The sequence below is a fragment of the Fibrisoma limi BUZ 3 genome (genome assembly GCF_000296815.2).
Taxonomy (GTDB): Bacteria; Bacteroidota; Bacteroidia; order Cytophagales; family Spirosomataceae; genus Fibrisoma; species Fibrisoma limi.
In genome coordinates this window covers 90,684-107,494 of record NZ_CAIT01000005.1, presented here as the reverse complement: position 1 = coordinate 107,494, position 16,811 = coordinate 90,684, and the positions used below count along the sequence as shown (strand labels likewise).

Annotated in this window: 16 protein-coding genes; 8 read left to right on the top strand and 8 right to left on the bottom strand. The window is 49.7% G+C overall.

Going from position 1 to position 16,811, the window contains the following annotated elements:
• Positions 1-40: 40 nt before the first annotated feature.
• A complete protein-coding gene (locus tag BN8_RS05280) occupies positions 41-2,083 on the bottom strand; it encodes a M13 family metallopeptidase (RefSeq protein WP_009280781.1) in 2,043 nt (680 codons plus the stop codon).
• Between the two features lie 163 nt (positions 2,084-2,246).
• Between BN8_RS05280 and BN8_RS05275 the strand changes: the two genes are divergently transcribed.
• The 8 genes from BN8_RS05275 (at position 2,247) to BN8_RS05245 (ending at position 8,587) form a co-directional block, all read left to right on the top strand.
• Positions 2,247-2,702, top strand: coding sequence for a DUF4920 domain-containing protein (locus BN8_RS05275; protein ID WP_009280780.1), 456 nt, complete (start codon positions 2,247-2,249; stop codon positions 2,700-2,702).
• Positions 2,703-2,864: 162 nt separating this feature from the next.
• A complete protein-coding gene (locus BN8_RS05270) occupies positions 2,865-4,154 on the top strand; it encodes an amidohydrolase family protein (protein ID WP_009280779.1) in 1,290 nt (429 codons plus the stop codon).
• A 31-nt stretch (positions 4,155-4,185) separates the two neighbouring features.
• A complete protein-coding gene (locus BN8_RS05265; protein ID WP_009280778.1) occupies positions 4,186-4,452 on the top strand; it encodes an esterase-like activity of phytase family protein in 267 nt (88 codons plus the stop codon).
• 228 nt (positions 4,453-4,680) lie between these two features.
• Positions 4,681-5,199: an acyl-CoA thioesterase gene (locus tag BN8_RS05260; protein WP_009280777.1), complete on the top strand. Its 519-nt coding sequence runs from the start codon at positions 4,681-4,683 to the stop codon at positions 5,197-5,199.
• A gap of 133 nt (positions 5,200-5,332) precedes the next feature.
• Positions 5,333-5,788, top strand: coding sequence for a hypothetical protein (locus tag BN8_RS32795; RefSeq protein WP_144051591.1), 456 nt, complete (start codon positions 5,333-5,335; stop codon positions 5,786-5,788).
• A gap of 72 nt (positions 5,789-5,860) precedes the next feature.
• Entirely contained in the window at positions 5,861-7,333 is a 1,473-nt protein-coding gene (locus tag BN8_RS05255; RefSeq protein WP_009280775.1) for an IS1182 family transposase, read from the top strand.
• Positions 7,330-7,998 (top strand): hypothetical protein, encoded by a 669-nt coding sequence (locus BN8_RS05250; RefSeq protein ID WP_040005465.1) that lies wholly within the window; start codon positions 7,330-7,332, stop codon positions 7,996-7,998. Before BN8_RS05255 ends, BN8_RS05250 begins: the two co-directional genes overlap by 4 nt.
• Before the next feature lie 112 nt (positions 7,999-8,110).
• Positions 8,111-8,587: an SMI1/KNR4 family protein gene (locus tag BN8_RS05245; protein ID WP_040005464.1), complete on the top strand. Its 477-nt coding sequence runs from the start codon at positions 8,111-8,113 to the stop codon at positions 8,585-8,587.
• A gap of 191 nt (positions 8,588-8,778) precedes the next feature.
• On the opposite strand, the gene BN8_RS05240 is transcribed toward BN8_RS05245, so the two are convergent.
• The 7 genes from BN8_RS05240 to BN8_RS05210 form a co-directional block, all read right to left on the bottom strand.
• Positions 8,779-9,861: a PQQ-binding-like beta-propeller repeat protein gene (locus BN8_RS05240; protein ID WP_040005463.1), complete on the bottom strand. Its 1,083-nt coding sequence runs from the start codon at positions 9,859-9,861 to the stop codon at positions 8,779-8,781.
• A 39-nt stretch (positions 9,862-9,900) separates the two neighbouring features.
• On the bottom strand, positions 9,901-10,404 hold the full coding sequence (locus BN8_RS05235) for a hypothetical protein (RefSeq protein WP_040005462.1): 504 nt from the start codon (positions 10,402-10,404) through the stop codon (positions 9,901-9,903).
• 256 nt (positions 10,405-10,660) lie between these two features.
• Entirely contained in the window at positions 10,661-12,112 is a 1,452-nt protein-coding gene (locus BN8_RS05230; protein ID WP_009280773.1) for a S41 family peptidase, read from the bottom strand.
• A gap of 103 nt (positions 12,113-12,215) precedes the next feature.
• Positions 12,216-13,040, bottom strand: a complete 825-nt coding sequence (locus BN8_RS05225; RefSeq protein ID WP_009280772.1) for a LytR/AlgR family response regulator transcription factor — start codon at positions 13,038-13,040, stop codon at positions 12,216-12,218.
• Entirely contained in the window at positions 13,021-14,067 is a 1,047-nt protein-coding gene (locus tag BN8_RS05220; protein ID WP_009280771.1) for a sensor histidine kinase, read from the bottom strand. The genes BN8_RS05225 and BN8_RS05220 overlap by 20 nt, the downstream gene beginning before the upstream one ends.
• Positions 14,068-14,243: 176 nt before the next feature.
• Entirely contained in the window at positions 14,244-15,701 is a 1,458-nt protein-coding gene (locus BN8_RS05215) for a dihydrolipoyl dehydrogenase family protein (RefSeq protein WP_009280770.1), read from the bottom strand.
• A 32-nt stretch (positions 15,702-15,733) separates the two neighbouring features.
• Entirely contained in the window at positions 15,734-16,642 is a 909-nt protein-coding gene (locus BN8_RS05210; protein WP_040005544.1) for an LEA/WHy family protein, read from the bottom strand.
• Positions 16,643-16,811 lie beyond the last annotated feature (169 nt).

The following is a 16,811-nucleotide window of genomic DNA, read 5'->3' as shown; positions in this document are numbered from 1 at the left end:
CACGGCAGCGGTCCCCGCAGGAACCGCTGCCGTGAGAGAACTACCAAACCTTCGCCTGGGCGACTTCAGGCTTGTACAGCTTCTGGCCGGGCTGTACATTAAACGCCTTATAGAACGGCTCGAAATTCGTAAGTGGGCCATTAACGCGGAACTTGGCCGGTGAATGCGGATCGACCGACACCAGCACGCGCTGGGTTTCGTCGCGAATCTTGATGCGCCAGACCTGCGCAAAGCCCAGGAAGAACCGCTGATCAGGCGTTAATCCGTCGATTTTTTCATTGCTCTTACCTTGCTCCGTTAGCTTAAACGCCTGATAAGCCAGCGTCAAGCCGCCGAGGTCGGCCAGGTTTTCACCCAGGGTCAGTTGGCCGTTCAGCCGCAGGTTGTTCAACACGGTGTAGTTGCCGTACTGGTCAACTACGGGCTTTACTTTAGCTTTGAATCGCTCAGCGTCCTGCTTCGTCCACCAATCGCGGAGGTTGCCGTTGGGGTCGTACTGGCGGCCCTGATCATCGAACAGGTGAGTCATCTCGTGGCCGATCACCATACCGATGCCCCCGTAATTGATAGCGTCGTCGGCGTCCTTATCGAAGAACGGGAATTGCAGGATTCCGGCCGGGAACACGATCTCGTTGTTGGTAGGGTTGGCATAGGCGTTTACGGTCGGGGGCGTCATTCCCCACTCCGACCGGTCGACGGGCTGGTTAATTTTGGCGAATTCTTCCTTGTAGTGATGCTTGCGGGCGCTCTGTACGTTGCCGAAATAGTCGGTACGTTTCACCTCAACGTCCGAGTAATCCTTCCACTTATCAGGGTAGCCGATTTTCTTTGTAAACCGATCCAGTTTTATCAACGCGACTTTTTTGGTTTCCGGCGACATCCAGTCGAGCTTTTCGATACGTTCGCGGTACACTTTCTGGAGGTTGTTCACCAGCGTCAGCATCCGTTCCTTCGCATCGGGTGGAAAATACTTTTTCACCCACAGTTCACCCAGGGCCTCGCCCAGCGAGCCATCTACCTGATTGGCAATGCGTTTCCAGCGTTCGGGTTGCTGGGGCTGGCCATACAGCGTTTTGCCGTTGAAGGCAAAGCTGGCCTCTTCGAACGGTTTACTCAGAAGCCCTGCGTTGCGGTCGAGCAGGTCGAATACGAGCCGGTCTTTCAGTACGCTGATGGGTGTGGCTGGCAGTTGCTTATCCAGTGCCTGGTAATAGCCCGGCTGCCCAACCAGCACCGTATCGATTCGCTTCAGATCCATGTTGTCCATAAACTGCCGCCAGTTCAGATTCGGCATCTGCCGGGTCAGATCGGCTACGGCCAGTTTGTTGTAGTTGGCCACGGGGTCGCGCAGATCAGCCGGGGCTTTGTGCGCCTTGGCCAATGCCGTTTCGAAATCCAGTATGCCCTGCGCCTTGGTTTTCGCCGTGGTCGAATCGACCCCGATCAGCGTAAACATCTTGGCGATATAAGCCACGAAAGCAGCCCGTATTTTTTTGGTCGGCTCGTCGGTCTTGGTGTAGTATTCTTTCTCCGGCAAGGATAGTCCCGCCTGGCCGAAGTTGATCCGGTTGATGGAACTCTGGCGGTCGTCGGCCCCGATGTAAAAACCGAACAATTCTCCCCCACGGTTCGATTCGTCGGCTGCGAGGTATGCCAGCACCTGCTTATAATCCGTCAGTGCGTTGATTTTAGCCAGTTCAGCTTTGAGCGGCTCGTAGCCTAGTTTGTCGATGGTGGCCGTATCCATGCCGCTGGCGTAAAAATCGCCCACTTTCTGTTCAACGCTCCCCTGCTTGGCATCAGCTTTGGCGGCTTCTTCCAGAATCGCTTTGGTCTTCAACTGGTTTTCGTCGTACAGCGAATAGAACGACCCCCAGCCGGTCTGGTCGTCGGGAATCTTGGTCTTTTTCACCCAGTTGCCGTTGGCGTAGCTGAAGAAGTCATTGCCGGGCAATACGGTGGTATCCATGCCCGATTTGTCGAAGAACGTAGTACGGCGGGGTGTGTCCTGATCTTTCTGCTGGCAGGCTACTACGGATAAGGCGCAAAGCCCAGCCGCCAGAAGTTGTTTATTCATCGTCATAGTACGGAGATGATTCGTTAATTGAAGTAGCTACTTAAGGAACAAGCTTATAAATTTTTGACGAATTTTATTGAGATTTTTGATAGCCGTCCAGAACAAAGTACAAGTGGCAAGCCGCAATCTTCGTATCTTTGCCTGTCAATCAGTCATATACTATCTCATTATGAAAAACATACTGATCATTGGGCTGCTCGTCGGCGCATCGTTCACGGTTTCGGCGCAGAGCGAAGTAAGCTACCATGGCAAAAAGATTTCCGAAAAAGGTGCCATCCAGGCTACGCAGCTCGTGGATAAAATGGGAACGAAAGCCGAAATGCCCGCTAAGGTAGAAGGCGTGGTTGAAGATGTCTGCAAAATGAAAGGCTGCTGGATGAAGGTAAAAACCGGTGATGGCCAGTCCATGCGCGTTACATTCAAGGATTACGGCTTCTTCGTACCGAAAGACATCGTAGGCAAGAAAGTCGTCGTAGAAGGCACCGCCCAGACCACCGTGACGCCCGTTGACGAACTGCGCCACTACGCCCACGACGCCGGTAAGCCAAAAGAAGAAATTGAGAAAATCACGGAGCCCGAAAAAGCACTGACTTTTGTCGCCGACGGGGTGATTGTGAAGAAATAAACGTTCAACTGCCGCAGAAACCCGCATCGACGGACCGACAGCTTTGCACAAATAAAATCTGTGTAAAGCTGATGAATCTGTGGCATCACTGTTCAATTAGCTATATTCAGGGCCGCGACTAACTGTTGCGGCTTTTTTCGTACCCAACCCACTGAAACATTCATGAAAAAACAGTACCTGAACCTGCTGGCGCTGACCAGCTTATTGCTCACTACGTCTCCCCTGCTTGCACAGCGTACCCTGCTTCACTGCGGCAACCTCTTCACCGGCACCGGCAACGACCTCCAGCCGCAAATGACGGTTGTGGTGGAAGGTAACAAGATCACTGCCGTTCAGAAAGGATACCAATCACCCAGCGGTCAGGATCGAGTCGTTGACCTGAAAAACAAGACCGTTCTGCCCGGCCTGATCGATATGCACGTCCACCTGGAATCCCAGACCCGGCGGGGTGGCCAGATCGATGCGTTTACGCAGAACGTGCCGGATGTAGCGTTCCAGGCCGCCAGCTATGCCAAAACAACCCTGCTGGCCGGCTTCACGACCGTTCGGGATCTCGGCGGTTCAGGCATCAACATCGCTCTGCGGAATGCCGTGAACCGCGGACTGGTCGAGGGGCCGCGTATTTTCACCGTCGGAAAGTCTATCGCTACCACGGGCGGCCACGCCGACCCAACCAACGGCTACCGGCGCGACCTGATGGGCGATCCTGGTCCGGCCGAAGGCGTTATCAACAGCCCTGAGGATGCCCGCAAAGCCGTTCGGCAACGCTACAAGGAAGGAGCCGACCTGATCAAAATCACGGCCACGGGCGGGGTGCTGAGCAACGCCAAAGACGGCTCCGGTCCGCAGTTCACACCGGAAGAAGTGAAAGCCGTTGTCGATGCCGCCAAGGACTACGGGTTTGTGGTAGCGGCCCACGCCCACGGTGCTGAGGGGATGAAACGGGCCATCCGCGCGGGTGTACAGACCATCGAGCACGGTACGTACATGGACGACGAAGCCATCGAGCTGTTCAAAAAATACGGCACCTACTACGTACCGACCATCATCGCGGGCAAGACCGTTGCCGACTCGGCCCGGATGTTCGGCTACTATCCGGCCCTGGTAACGCCCAAAGCGCTGGCCATCGGCCCCAAGATTCAGGCTACGTTCGGGAAAGCATACAAAGCCGGTGTGAAGATCGCGTTCGGTACGGACGCGGGTGTCTACATCCACGGCTACAACGCCAAGGAGTTTGAGTACATGGTTGAGGCCGGTATGCCGCCGGTCGAAGCCATCAAATCGGCCCTGCTGAACAACGCCAGACTATTGGGTATGGATGCACAGATTGGTTCGATTGAAACCGGCAAGCTGGCCGACATCATTGCCGTGGACGAGAATCCTGTTCAGAACATCAAAACGTTACAGGCCGTACGATTCGTGATGAAAGACGGCAAGGTATATAAGCAGTAAGCTGAAGTCAAACCATTTGTAAAATAGACTCATGTACGAAGATGGTCCCCGGGCGGCTTTCAACGTAGCGGGTTCACCCATCCGGATCATCAAATACGACTGCCAGACGAGCCAGCCCGTTACAAAAACACTGCTGTACGACGTAGCGTCGAGTGGTGTTCCGCACATCGACAACCTCGAAGTCATGACGTTGGTACTAAAACTGCCAAATGTCAACTACTCGCTGGTTATGGTATCCGACGATAACTTCGGAGCCGCGCAGATCACGCAGTTTCTGGCGTTCGAGGTACTGCCGTAGTGCATCAACGATTTCTGATAGAAGCCCCGTTGTCAGCAGCGGGGCTTTTTTCTACCCCCAACCCCCTGGAGGGGGCTTGGCGCTTCTTAGGTCAAGATTCTGGGAATAGCGGAGCTAAACCCCCTCCAGGGGGTTGGGGATAGAGTTTGAAGCGTTCAAACAAGTTCCCAAACACTTCCTACGGATCAGAATCGTACCTTTGCGATCAACGTACAATCTGTTTTTTACATGCCTCAACCAAAATACGCCCGCGAATCGATGACGGTCATGACCGAAATGGTCCTGCCCAACGATACCAACACGCTCAACAACCTGATGGGCGGGCGCCTGCTACACTTCATGGACATTGCGGCTGCCATTGCCGCTCAGAAACACTCAAACCGTATTGTCGTCACGGCCTCGGTCGACAACGTATCCTTCGCCGAACCGATTAAGCTCGGCAACATCGTTACGATGAAAGCGCAGGTTACCCGGGCGTTTAGTTCGTCGATGGAAGTATTCATCGAAGTCTGGGCGGAAGACATTCCGGCGGGCGTTCGGGTGAGTACCAACAGCGCCTTTTACACCTTCGTGGCCGTTGACCAAAGCGGTCGCCCTATTGAAGTACCGGCCGTAATTCCTGAAACTGATGAGGAGAAAGCCCGTTATGAAAGCGCGTTACGTCGGCGGCAGCTACGTCTGGTCCTGGCCGGCCGCATGAATGCCCAGGACGCCAAGGAACTACGGGAATATTTGCGAGTAGAGTAATGCGGTTCAGCGCAAAGGCGCTGCAAAAAATTGGGGTCTTTGCGCTGATACCATTGATTACAGAACATTCAGAACAAAACCTTTTTTTTACATTGGGTAATAGTTAACGTATAAGAGATTATACAACAGTTAAGTGGTACCACATAGCTCAGAAGTTAAGAATGCTGTCAGTAAGATAGGCTTATCTGAAAGGGTTATCTTTCAGTCTAAGTTGACTATTTGGGATCAGGTATTAAGACTGTTTTCAGGCTCTGAATATGTGTATCCTTTCTGGGAGCATTTAAATAGGCCAATATCTGTCACCTATCCTTTCGCTTGGGAATGGTTTGATAGCTTACTATCAGGTAAAGAAGTGATTCTGTTTTTTGAACCTGATGAAAACGATGGTTGCTTTCTCTTTGATGATGGTGGTAACCTTATCCCTGTTCTAGCAGAATGCTATCGGTTTACGTTCTATTTGACCGATTCAAATACCTCCTTTTTACTGGCTTATAATGACCACGAAAATTTAATTGCTTGTGGATCTGCTAAAGAGTGGCTTCTAAATTATTTAAACGAAGCACATCCAGACTTAAAAGTTTGGAAATAAGCCATTACTTAACATAATTGCAGGTGGCTGTTGCAAAAGTAACACCTTGAGGGCGTAGTAGGTTAAGAGCCTATGCTCGGCTATCATCCATCGAACACTTCGCTGGCTAAACTCCTGCCAGCTCATTACTTCTATCTCCAATTGCTACAGGAGGTCGACTTTAGCTTCATCAGGCCCCTGTTTGAGCCCTTCTATAGCACCATGGGACGACCATCTATCGATCCGGTGGTGTTCGTCAAGCTGCTGCTGGTTGGCCACTTTGAGAACAGCACATCGGATCGTAAACTACTTGACCTGGCTAAGCTGCATCTGGGCATCCGCACCTTTGTTGGCTATGGGCTAGAGCAGCCCTTGCCCTGCCACAGCACCCTGTCACGGACCCGCCAACGCATCCCGGCTACGGTCTTTGAAGCTTGCTTTAGCCACATCGTCGGCTTGTGCATCCACAAAGGGCTTGTCAGCGGCCATACGCAAGTCATTGATTCGGCTTATATCAAAGCCAATGCGTCGATGAGCCGGCTCAAACCCAAGCCTGCCATCTGGTCGTATGAGACCAATCCCAGGTTAGGTAAGCCAAAGGCCCCTCGGCTAACCGCTTCGGCAGATCGTTTGCAGCACATCCACCGGTTTCACAAGAACATCCGGAAAGCAGCGCCCAACAAAGCGGGGCAACTTGTCAGCAATCTCACTCATTACAGTCCCACTGATCCCGATGCTCGCATTGCCTTCAAAACGGGAAAGCCCCGCCAATTAGCGTATATGGCCAGCATAAGCGTCGATGCCGCTCAGCATGTAATCACCCATATCGAGGCTGGCTCGGCTGACCGGCGCGATAGCCGCAACTTACTGCCGATTGTCGATTCAACTCAGGCCCGTTTAAAGTTTTTTGGTCTACTAATGAACACTGTAGTGGCCGATGCTGGGTATTGTTCAGGGGAGAACTATGAGTTATTGGAAACCAAGGGACTGACCGGCTTCATTCCTCCTCATGGCAAGTACAAAGACGAACGGCCTGGCTTTCACTATGACACTAGAAGTGATAGTTACACCTGTAGTCAAGGCAAACGCTTGGCCTTTGACAAGTTATTGATCGATAAGCAGGGTAACCCCAAGAAGCGATACTTGGCTAAGACCTCTGATTGCAGGGGCTGTCCTATCAGTGAAGAGTGTAAGGGTAAGAAAGCCAAGGAAAAGCGCCTGCATCATACCTACTACAAAGCTCAATACGAACGAATGATGGGTCGGTTATCAAGTCGACTCGGCAAGCGCATGATACGCATCCGTTCGGCAACTGTGGAACCCGTCTTAGGCAGTCTGATCAACTACTATGGTCTACGCCAAATTAATTCCCGGGGCCGAGAAGCCGCAGCTAAGGTGATGTACGTGGCGGCCATGGCCTACAACTTGAAGAAGTTTATGCGCTTTACGCCGGCTGAACAAAGCGGAATGGTAATTGCCCTACCAGTACCTGATCAGTTCTATTGTATACTGATCTACTTTTGCAACAGCCACTGCACTTATACAACAAATTTTCAGTTTCGATGAAGCTAGAAAACGGCTATCAAGGGTTAGTGTGGGAAGTACCTCTAACTAATCAATTAGGATATGCTTATGTACAAACAATTGACCCCAATCAATTAGGTCATGTATCACCGTCATTCTTGTTGAAGATATTAGATTATCGCTCAGAAGTTGCCCTCAAAAAGTTTGAACTTGAGCATTTCCAACAGTTTGACTTGCTAACAAGTCATCTGTTATCTATGGGTACTCCTCCTCAACGAAAAGGTGAAGTCCGATGGAAAGCCGTAGGTTATTTACCTCTTATTCCCTTTGATCATTTACTTCCAGAATTTAAAATCCTCAACAATGAGTCAGATGAACCTTTTGACTATGACAAGATACCTCAAGATGCAACTTGGGTAGTTTATTGGGGAGGGGCACTGGCAGATTATTATAAAGAATATGCGACTTACGAACAGGTTAAGCACTTGGGCTGGTTAACGCATTTCAATGTGGCTTTCGTTCATCATCGAATCACGATGGAATGGATGCGCAAATTAGGTTTAGATTATACTCAGTATCAGACAAAACAGTGGAGTGAAGAATTTTTGATGTTGCAGAAGTACCAAGTCAAAACAACTACTTTATTTTCAGAGGTTGACCCAGCAATTCGCGCAAAAGCTATTGGTAATTTTTGCGAACGAAATTAATATGACTTTTATAATAAGTGAATCGAAGAGCATTTGACTAGATTTCTCACTTTAATCTCATTACATAATCTTAGTTATAAAACGAGTATGGGTATAATGCAAATTACAGACAATGAATAACACAGAATTCGATAAACTTTTGAAATCACTTCCGGAGAAACTAGCTACAATCGAACAAATAAAAGCTTTAGAGCAAAAGTTAAACATTCATCTATCTGCGGAACAAACAGAATTTTTACTTAGCTACCAAGGTGCCCATTTTCAACTCTGTGACCTACCAGAATATATGGGATACTTTGCCTATTTCTATTCTGTTGATGAGATTGAATATGAATACAACAGTTATATACCAAACACAATAGAGGTTGAGTGGAATGCATTTTGTCACACAGGCCATCTGCTTCCAATTGCTCATACCAATATTTTCAGTGTATACGTATGCCTCTCTATATCTCCAGTATTTGAAAAAGGTGTTTGGTGTATGGATTTTGAGATTGACGAAACGATAGAATCGAAAGCAAGAACCTATCATATTGCTAACTCTATTGATGAATTTCTAACAATTTGCGCTGATAATGTCTGTGAGTAGTAAAAGCTATCTGAAACTATCACACTCAGAATAATACAATTTGATCGCTTTATGAAAATTGTATTTATTCTAGACTCGTTTTATAACTATGAATATGTTAGTGAAAGAAGGTGAGAATTGTATGTCATAATAAATAGCTCAGAAAAGTGTAATAGTACAAAATCGTTTTTACGTTATTTTCGGAGAAGGCTTTATTCAAAAATATGTAATAGCCCTGCTGTCTCGAAGACGAAAAGGCGGTCTGAATCATACTTCATACGGTTGATGATGCTGCGTTTACCCGATATAGGCTCTAATCGGTGTACCCAATCCACTTTCAGGGTTTGCCTGTTGAGGGCAGCTATTCGCTTGTCATCGTACTGGGCGAAGAAGAAGTGTGTTGGCGAAAAACACCCTCCGTAGGGCACACTCTCGTATACCTGATAAGCGTCTAGTTCGTCGGCCAGCCAGTGGTATTCGAGTTTAGGCTGGTCTTTCTTCAGGTCAATGATCCAGTACATTTTCCAGCGCATCCCAATTATATTGCCTTGTTCCTTATCCAGGTAGCATTTGTGTGTGCTGGGTATCGACCACTCAATTTCCAACTCCGGGAAAGGTCCGAACGGCCCGATTTGGTGCAAAACGTTTCCGGTGGCAACGTCGATACCAAGCAGTTTACTGCTTTCCAAGTGCAGCCAAACAATACCGTCGTATTTCCCCAGGACGGAAATGATCTTACCTGCCTGTTCTGGTAGATATAAGCTGGGGGGCGGGATGTACCTGCCTATCTCCCGAACATCAACTTGCCATAGCGATTGGCCAGTATTTATGTCGTACAGGGTAAAAGATTCGTCATTCCTACTACATAACAGATTTTCAATAAAACGATAAGGAGACTTAGCAGTCCAAATAAGTCGATTGTTAGTAGAATCAAAGAGACCTGTTTCGCTCGTTTCATCGCTTCCAACATTCACAACCCATTTAGTTTTGGAAACTGACTCGCTACTACGTGGCTGATAACTGATACCCGTCTTGTCGGTTAAAGAAATTTCACTGCCTGTAATGAGTTCATAAGCTGTGACACCGTCTGCTGCGCCAATATCTAAAAAGTACTTTTCGCGAATGTAAATTGTATTTCCATACCCTTTCATATCAAGCTCACAGTATATTTCCCCAGTTCTCACGTCCGATATTTGATGATTTCCTTGAAGCAAATGAGCAATCAGTATACCATCTTTTGCATCCCAACAATTGGGATAAGGGAATATTTGAAGTGTCTTTCTTTTAAACTCCATCTAATGGTAAAAACTGTTTTATAAGTGCGATTATGTTAGCTAGATGGCTAAAAACACCTTTTCAAACACGTTGGCAGCATCAAAAGCACTATATTTTTTTAACTCCTCAATGTGTTCTGAAAGTGAGCTTTTTATGAAGGTTTTGTAGCCGGCTCCAGAGGTTCTGATAAACTCAGTAAAGGCTCTTCCTTTATCCAAAATACTTAGGTCTCGTAGCAACAAGTCTTGATAAGCATAATACTTAGCTTTGAAATCAAGAGTCATATCTTGAAATATGACATCATAATACATTTGATATTGGATAACCTCTTTAAATTTAAGAATCAACGTATTAAGTGTCTGCACGTAACCGCTATCTAACCTATCACTAACTAACCCGATTAGGCTTTTCATCAGTATTAAAGGATCTTTAAGAAGTTGGTAATCAATTGCTTCTAAAGTAGTAAAAGCATCTAATAAAGTATTAAACTCGTGTTCTGACTGAGGATCTAGATTCTTCTTAATGATGCAAATTTGTTCATTCGCAATTGCGTCAATACTCATTACTTTCTGTTGTATAATCTCTTATATGTTAACCGGAAATGGCTAAAATATACTAAACAGAACCGTTTCATTCAAGCTCTAATCCACTATTTTCTGTTGCCAACACGGCGCACTTCTCTTAACTCCTTGATGTGCAAAACAAGGCTTGATCCTCACCGGCCAGTGCCCCCTAAACTGCTGGTTTCTCATACCTTCATTACACATAACAAAGCCCGCCAAAGTTAATGTGCTCTGACAGGGCTTTATGGTACAGAACCTATTCTGACTTGGTCAATGCGGCTTTTTGCCCCTGAATCAAGTTAAGTGTGTATTCCATCGCCCGGTCGTGGCCGCTCAATACGTCCTCGGCGGTTGGTTCAACGATATGGTCGGGAACAATACCTTGCCCCGGCTTCAGGTCGTTCGGAAGGTTGGCCATGTGGAAGCCGAACATACCGATGCCGAGGTCGATTTTTGAGTTGGGCAGTTGGGTGATGGCAAAAATGCCGCTGCTATTCAGGGCGTAGCCTCCTCCACTCTCCTGCCCAATGAACGTAGCGCGTTTGTCGGCATGAGCGCGGGCTGCAAACTCAGTAGTCACTGAGAAACTGTTGCCGTTGAGCAGTATGTACAGATTACCGTGAAAGGCGTCGCGCTCGGGCTTCACGGTTTTCAGGCCGCGTTGGTACGTAAAGACATACCCATCTCCACGCTTCTTAACCACCAGCCACCGCATTTTCAGGTACAGCTTCGACGTCCAGACCGGGAATGAGAACTTGTGCTTCTGCCGAACGCTGATGTGGTCGTAGTAGCGAAACGGTTTCTCAGCTAAGTACGCATAGAGTTGAACGCCGTACGATTCTTCCCCACCTTCGTTGTTCCGCAGGTCGAGCACTACGTTCTTGATTTGTTTCTGCTTAATCTGCGCAAACGCTTCCTTCAAAAACGTGGAATAGTCCTGCTCGCCTTTGTCGGTGTAAAACCGTTCGATGGTTACGATGGCCGTCTGTGGCAAGGAGCCACCGTTATCCAGAAACGTAACGCGGAACGGAGGTTGAACCGCCGGTTTGTGGCTTTCGACGTAGTCCTTAATCGTCTTTTCGGTCACTGCTGGCAGCATCGCTGACTTCTCGTCGTTGCCCGTCTGGTACGTGATGGTAAAGGCGTCAGGTCCACCGAAGTGAGTAGCATAAAAACCCGAAAAGTACTGGTTCAGGTCTTCGTATTTACCCCCGATGCGGTCACCGTCAGCAAAGGTCATGTTGGGCAGTAGCTTCCGTATGATTGCCGATATGCTTTGTCCGTTGATCGACGTGATCGCAGCCCCGGTCGGTACGTTCGTGTTGCCGTAACTGCCGACTACCCAGGCTTTTTCGCCCAGGAAGTACAGCTTCAGCGGAAAGAGCTTGTCGGTGAAAAACGGGTAGTGTTCGTCCCGCCCCGACACTATCCATTTGATGTGTCCATCGCGCAGGGCGACCAGCAGCGGCAGCATCGTTACGTAAAATTCATGCTGCGTCATCGGGCGGTTGAGTTTGGCCGCCGTTGCCGTAAAGAGCGAGTCGAACGCAGGCTTCGGGGTGTAGCGGTACATCTCCGGATGGGCTTCATTCAGCGCCGTTCGGAAGCGGTTAAAGTCTGCCTGGAGTTGTTCGGGCGTTAAGGTCTGACCTACCAGCGACAGACAAAATAGCAGACTGAAACAGATTGTGAGGAAGGTAATTTTCATGACGTATCAGTTCGTGATTGACGACGTAAAACTGGCCGCAAAAAGCCGCTATCAAAACGGAGCGGCTACCGAAAAGGCAGGATTTGCATCCGGAGTGTCGGTTTCATTCGCCCAACCACAGCTTGAAATCGCCCGCTTTTTCGCGGCTCACAATCACTTCCTCGTCAAAGACCGGTTGTAGGTTAATCTTCAGCTTCCCGTTGAAATACAGATGTACCTTGTCGACGGCCCGGAGTTCGACAATCACCTGCCGATTCAGCCGGAAAAACCGCCTGGGATCAACCATGTGGCTCAGTTCATCGATGGTGTAGTCGAGCAGCCATTCCTGGTTGTCCCGCGTTTTCAGGAAGGACATCTTATTCCGCGTAAAAAAATAAGCCACTTCGTCTAGCCCAATCGAAAACAGGCGCTGCCCCTGTTTGATCATAAACCGGTCCCGAAATGTAGCGGGCGATTGAACCGTATTTTTCAAAGCCGTCGCTGGGGCGGCATTGCGCAGATAATCAAGCAGACTCGACAGTGAATTTTCCAGGCCACCAGTTTCCATGCCACGTTCATGGCCTGCCAGCACCTGCCGTAAGGTCTGCAACTTGACCAGCGCCTGCCGCAGGTCGTCTTCCTTAACGGGTTTCAGCAGGTAATCGATACTATTGACTTTGAAGGCTTTGATGGCGTATTCGTCGTAGGCCGTGGTAAAGATCACCGGACTTTTTACGGCTATCTGATTGAAAATATCAAAGCTCTGTCCGTCGGCCAGTTCAATGTCCATGAAAATCAGGTCGGGCTGCGGATGGGTTTGCAGCCACGCCACCGACTCCTCCACGCTGACCGTCATGCCGACGACGGTTGGCGTTGGTTCCACATCAGTCAGTAGGCGCTGGAGTTTGCGGGCGGTTAGTTCTTCGTCTTCAATGATGAGAATAGTCATAGCGGGTTTCGGGAATAAGCGGTACCATCACCTGAAAGCATTCATCCGTCTGTTTGACAATCACATCCGGTTGGCCCAGCAGCCGGTATTTGGCCGTGATATTGGCCAGACCGGTCTGGTTTGACGGTACTACGTTCTGTTTCCGTCGCACGGAATTAATCACAAATAAATTATTGACTTCATCGGAATAAATCCGGATCAGCAACGGCTTATTGGGAAGGGCCGCGTTGTGTTTTACAGCGTTTTCGACTAACAGTTGCAGCGTCAGGGGCGGAATCAGAAACGAATGATACCGTTCGTCGACCGCTACGTCCAACTCAATACTGCGGCCAAATCGCATTTGCAGCAGGTGAAAATACGCCCGGATAAAGTCCAGTTCGTTGGCTAAACTGGTCAGCAGTTGTTCATTGGTTTGCAGGACGTAGCGGTACACCGAGGCCAGTTCCTCAATGAACCGCTCGGCCAGTTTAGGGTTCTCCCCCACCAGCGACGATAACGTGCTGAGGCTATTGAACAGAAAGTGTGGGTTAATCTGCGCCTTCAGTGAGTCGAGCTGGCTTTGGAGCGCCTGTTTCTTCAACTGCTCGGCCTCATAATACGTAACCCACCATTGCCGGTACAGGTAGCGTCCTTCGTAGATAGCCGCAATCGGTACGGTGAACAGGAATGGAATCAACGTATTAACCCAATACGCTCGCTCTGACATTCGGTAGCCCCAGAACTGCGTCACATCGTAGACATAGATGATGACGACGCGCTGCACAACCGTCACCACGATAAACCAGACTACCTGCATCAATATGCGCGGGGTTGTCTGGTTCAGGCGCGGATACCGACGACGCGCCCAGACGATGCCCAGCCGCACGGTTTCCCAAAGCAGCACACACTCAACCAGGCTTACACCCAGCGCTAACCACCGGCTGATGTGGTTGGCGTCGTTGGCGGGCTGGAAGAATATGAAATTGGAGACGATAGAAATGAGTGGTACACCCACTAACCGCATCCACCGGTCGTTCAGCTTTTCCATGACTTGAGGAGCGGTTAAGGTAATCGCTTTGGCTGAAAGACACTCCTTCTAATTCCAAATCGCTCTCTTAAACCGCTCCTTAAAAATGCCATAAATCTCACTGACGGGAAAGGTAGTGATTACCGAAGTGTCGGAAAGGCTGACTCAACAGGGTGAAAGGTAGGCCCTGATGAGGACTAGTATAACCACTTCACGGCTTTCTTCAGCACACCCGGCACACCTTCCAGAATCCGGTCGGTCCAGATGTTTTTATTGACGCGGCTGGCCGTCGGATACGGGTATATTTTGTTGAAGAAGTCGCCTGCGGTTAGTTTGTGCTGAACCGCCAGGATCAACTCCTGAACGAGTTCACCCGCGTTGGGCGCGATAAATGTCCCGCCAAATATCTTCGTGCTGAACGGGTTAATCGACTGCGGCTCCACGAACAGTATCATTTTCGCGTATTCGTAGTCCTCAACAACGGCCCGGTCATCGTGAGCGAAGTCATAGACAATCCGCTCGAAGGCAATGTCGCGTTCGTTCAGATCGTCTTCCAGCAATCCGAACGTAGCAATTTCGGGCTCGGTGAACGTCACCCACGAGAAGTTGTCGTAGCTCAGTTTTTTGTCGAACGGCTTACCACCCGGACTAATCAGGTTCGTGATCAGCGTCGACGCGTGGAGTTCAGCCGCGTGGGAAAAGTACCGCGCCCCCGCCGGAGCGCCCGCAGCCGCGTCCCCGGCCGCAAATACGTGTGGGTTCGTCGTTTGCAGGTAATCGTTCAGTTTCAGTCGGCCTTTGTCGTCAAGATCGATTCCGGCCGATGGCAGGTTCAGGTCATCGAAGCGGAACGTCCGGCCGATGGCCACCAGCACTACATCGAACGGTACATGCTCAGTTTCGCCATTAGCCAATGTCACCTCGGCCGTGTGAGCGTCCGCAAACGCGGTCACCTTAGCCCCCAGCCGAAACGCAACGCCCTCTGCTTCGAGCCGCTTTTGCAGGATGGTCGATGCTTCGGGCAGTTCTTTGCTGAGAATCCGGTCGTCGGAGCCAACCACCGTTACGTCGCTGCCCAGCCGCCGAAACGCCTGCCCCATCTCCATACCAATTGGTCCGGCTCCGACAACCAACAGACGTTTCGGCAGTTGGTCCAGATCAAACAGGTTCTGGTGCGTGTAGACTTTGACATGCTCAACGCCAGGTACGTTCAGTTGCTGCGGTAGGGAGCCTGTGCAGAGTACAATATTTTTCGCGGATGTCCGCTGGCCATTTACCTCGATTTCCTGCGAACCAACGAACCGGGCCGTACCCAGCTCAACATCCAGCCCCTCGGCCTGGCGGAAGTAAGCCGCGTTTTCGTGTTCCCGGATAATGTCCTGCCGTTCGCGGACGTATTGCATGACCGTTGCCAGATCAACATCACCATCGATCTTCAACCCGAAACGGGTCGACTGCCGCGCCTGATGCACCATTCGGCTGACGTAAATCAGGGCTTTGCTGGGCACACAGCCGTCGTTGAGACAATCGCCCCCTACCCGGTGGTCATTCCGTTCGATCAGCAGGACATCGAAGCCCAGTCGCTTCATGCCAATGGCAACGCTCAGGCCAGCCGAGCCAGCTCCGATCGCTATCAGGTCGTAGTGTTGTTTCATGGTGGTAGCCAGACCGTTGGTTTCCCGGCAGGCTAGTCTTTCTTAAAGTCGGCCAGTGTGCCGCGTATAGTCGTATTCAACTTACTATTGTCAAAGGCTGCGTTGCCATCCTTATCGATAATCTTACAGCGAAACGTCACCAGAAACGGCGTATCTTTCTTATCAAATAGCATTTTAGGCAGCAGACTAAGCGACTGACCCGGCTTCACCGTAACGGGAAAGACAACGGGCGTGGTAGCCTGTTTCTTAATCAGAATTGGCTCCGGCTGGCTACCTTCGGCAATCTTCTTGCCATCAATCGAAACGGTGTAATGCGTATCGGTGATATTGTAGGGAAACTTGTTTTTGTTCACTACACTCACCTTAGCCGCTACATCGGTCTGCTTGAGTCCCAGCTTGCCAAAGTCGATATCTTCCACTTTGATTTCGGGTAGGTAGTAGGTAGGCAACCGTTTTTCGATCGTTTGCGTAAAGGTTCGCTCGCCTACAATCGGCACATCGAGGTCAAACGCGGCCCGAACGCCGTAGGTCGTACTGTCGATGCCTTTTTCCTCCAGCGTTTTAAGAACCGTCATCAGCGTTTTGTTACGCAGTTTCATCGGCAGGGTAATCAGCGTACTGTCGCCCGACTCGACCTCAATAGGTTTGGCGTACGTTTCCTCAATGATGGGTGTCTTGGCCATGTACACGGTGTACTTGAGGTTGTTCGCTTTAAAACCCACCGGTAAGGGGTTGTCGATAAGCATCTTCACATTCATGGTGATGACATCATCATCAATGTTTGTGATGTCAAGGGTGCTTACCTCTAGTCGGGGTTTCAGGGTGTCGTCATACGCCCCCCCTTCGGCTTCCGCATTGGTTTTTAGTCGGTTATACCATATGTACGCGCCGATGCAGCCTAACACCAGCAGGCCGAGAGCTATTAACCATCCTTTTTTCATAACGCTGTCGCAAACATGTACATCGCTAAACTGACAGTGAGGATCAAGGGTTATATTTTTTTTATTGCTGTCCCTAACAACCAGTACGTTATACATGATTGCCGAATCAGCTAAAAAGACCTATTCGTTTGACGAACATGAAGCGCTCGAATGAGCTGAAGGCGTTGTC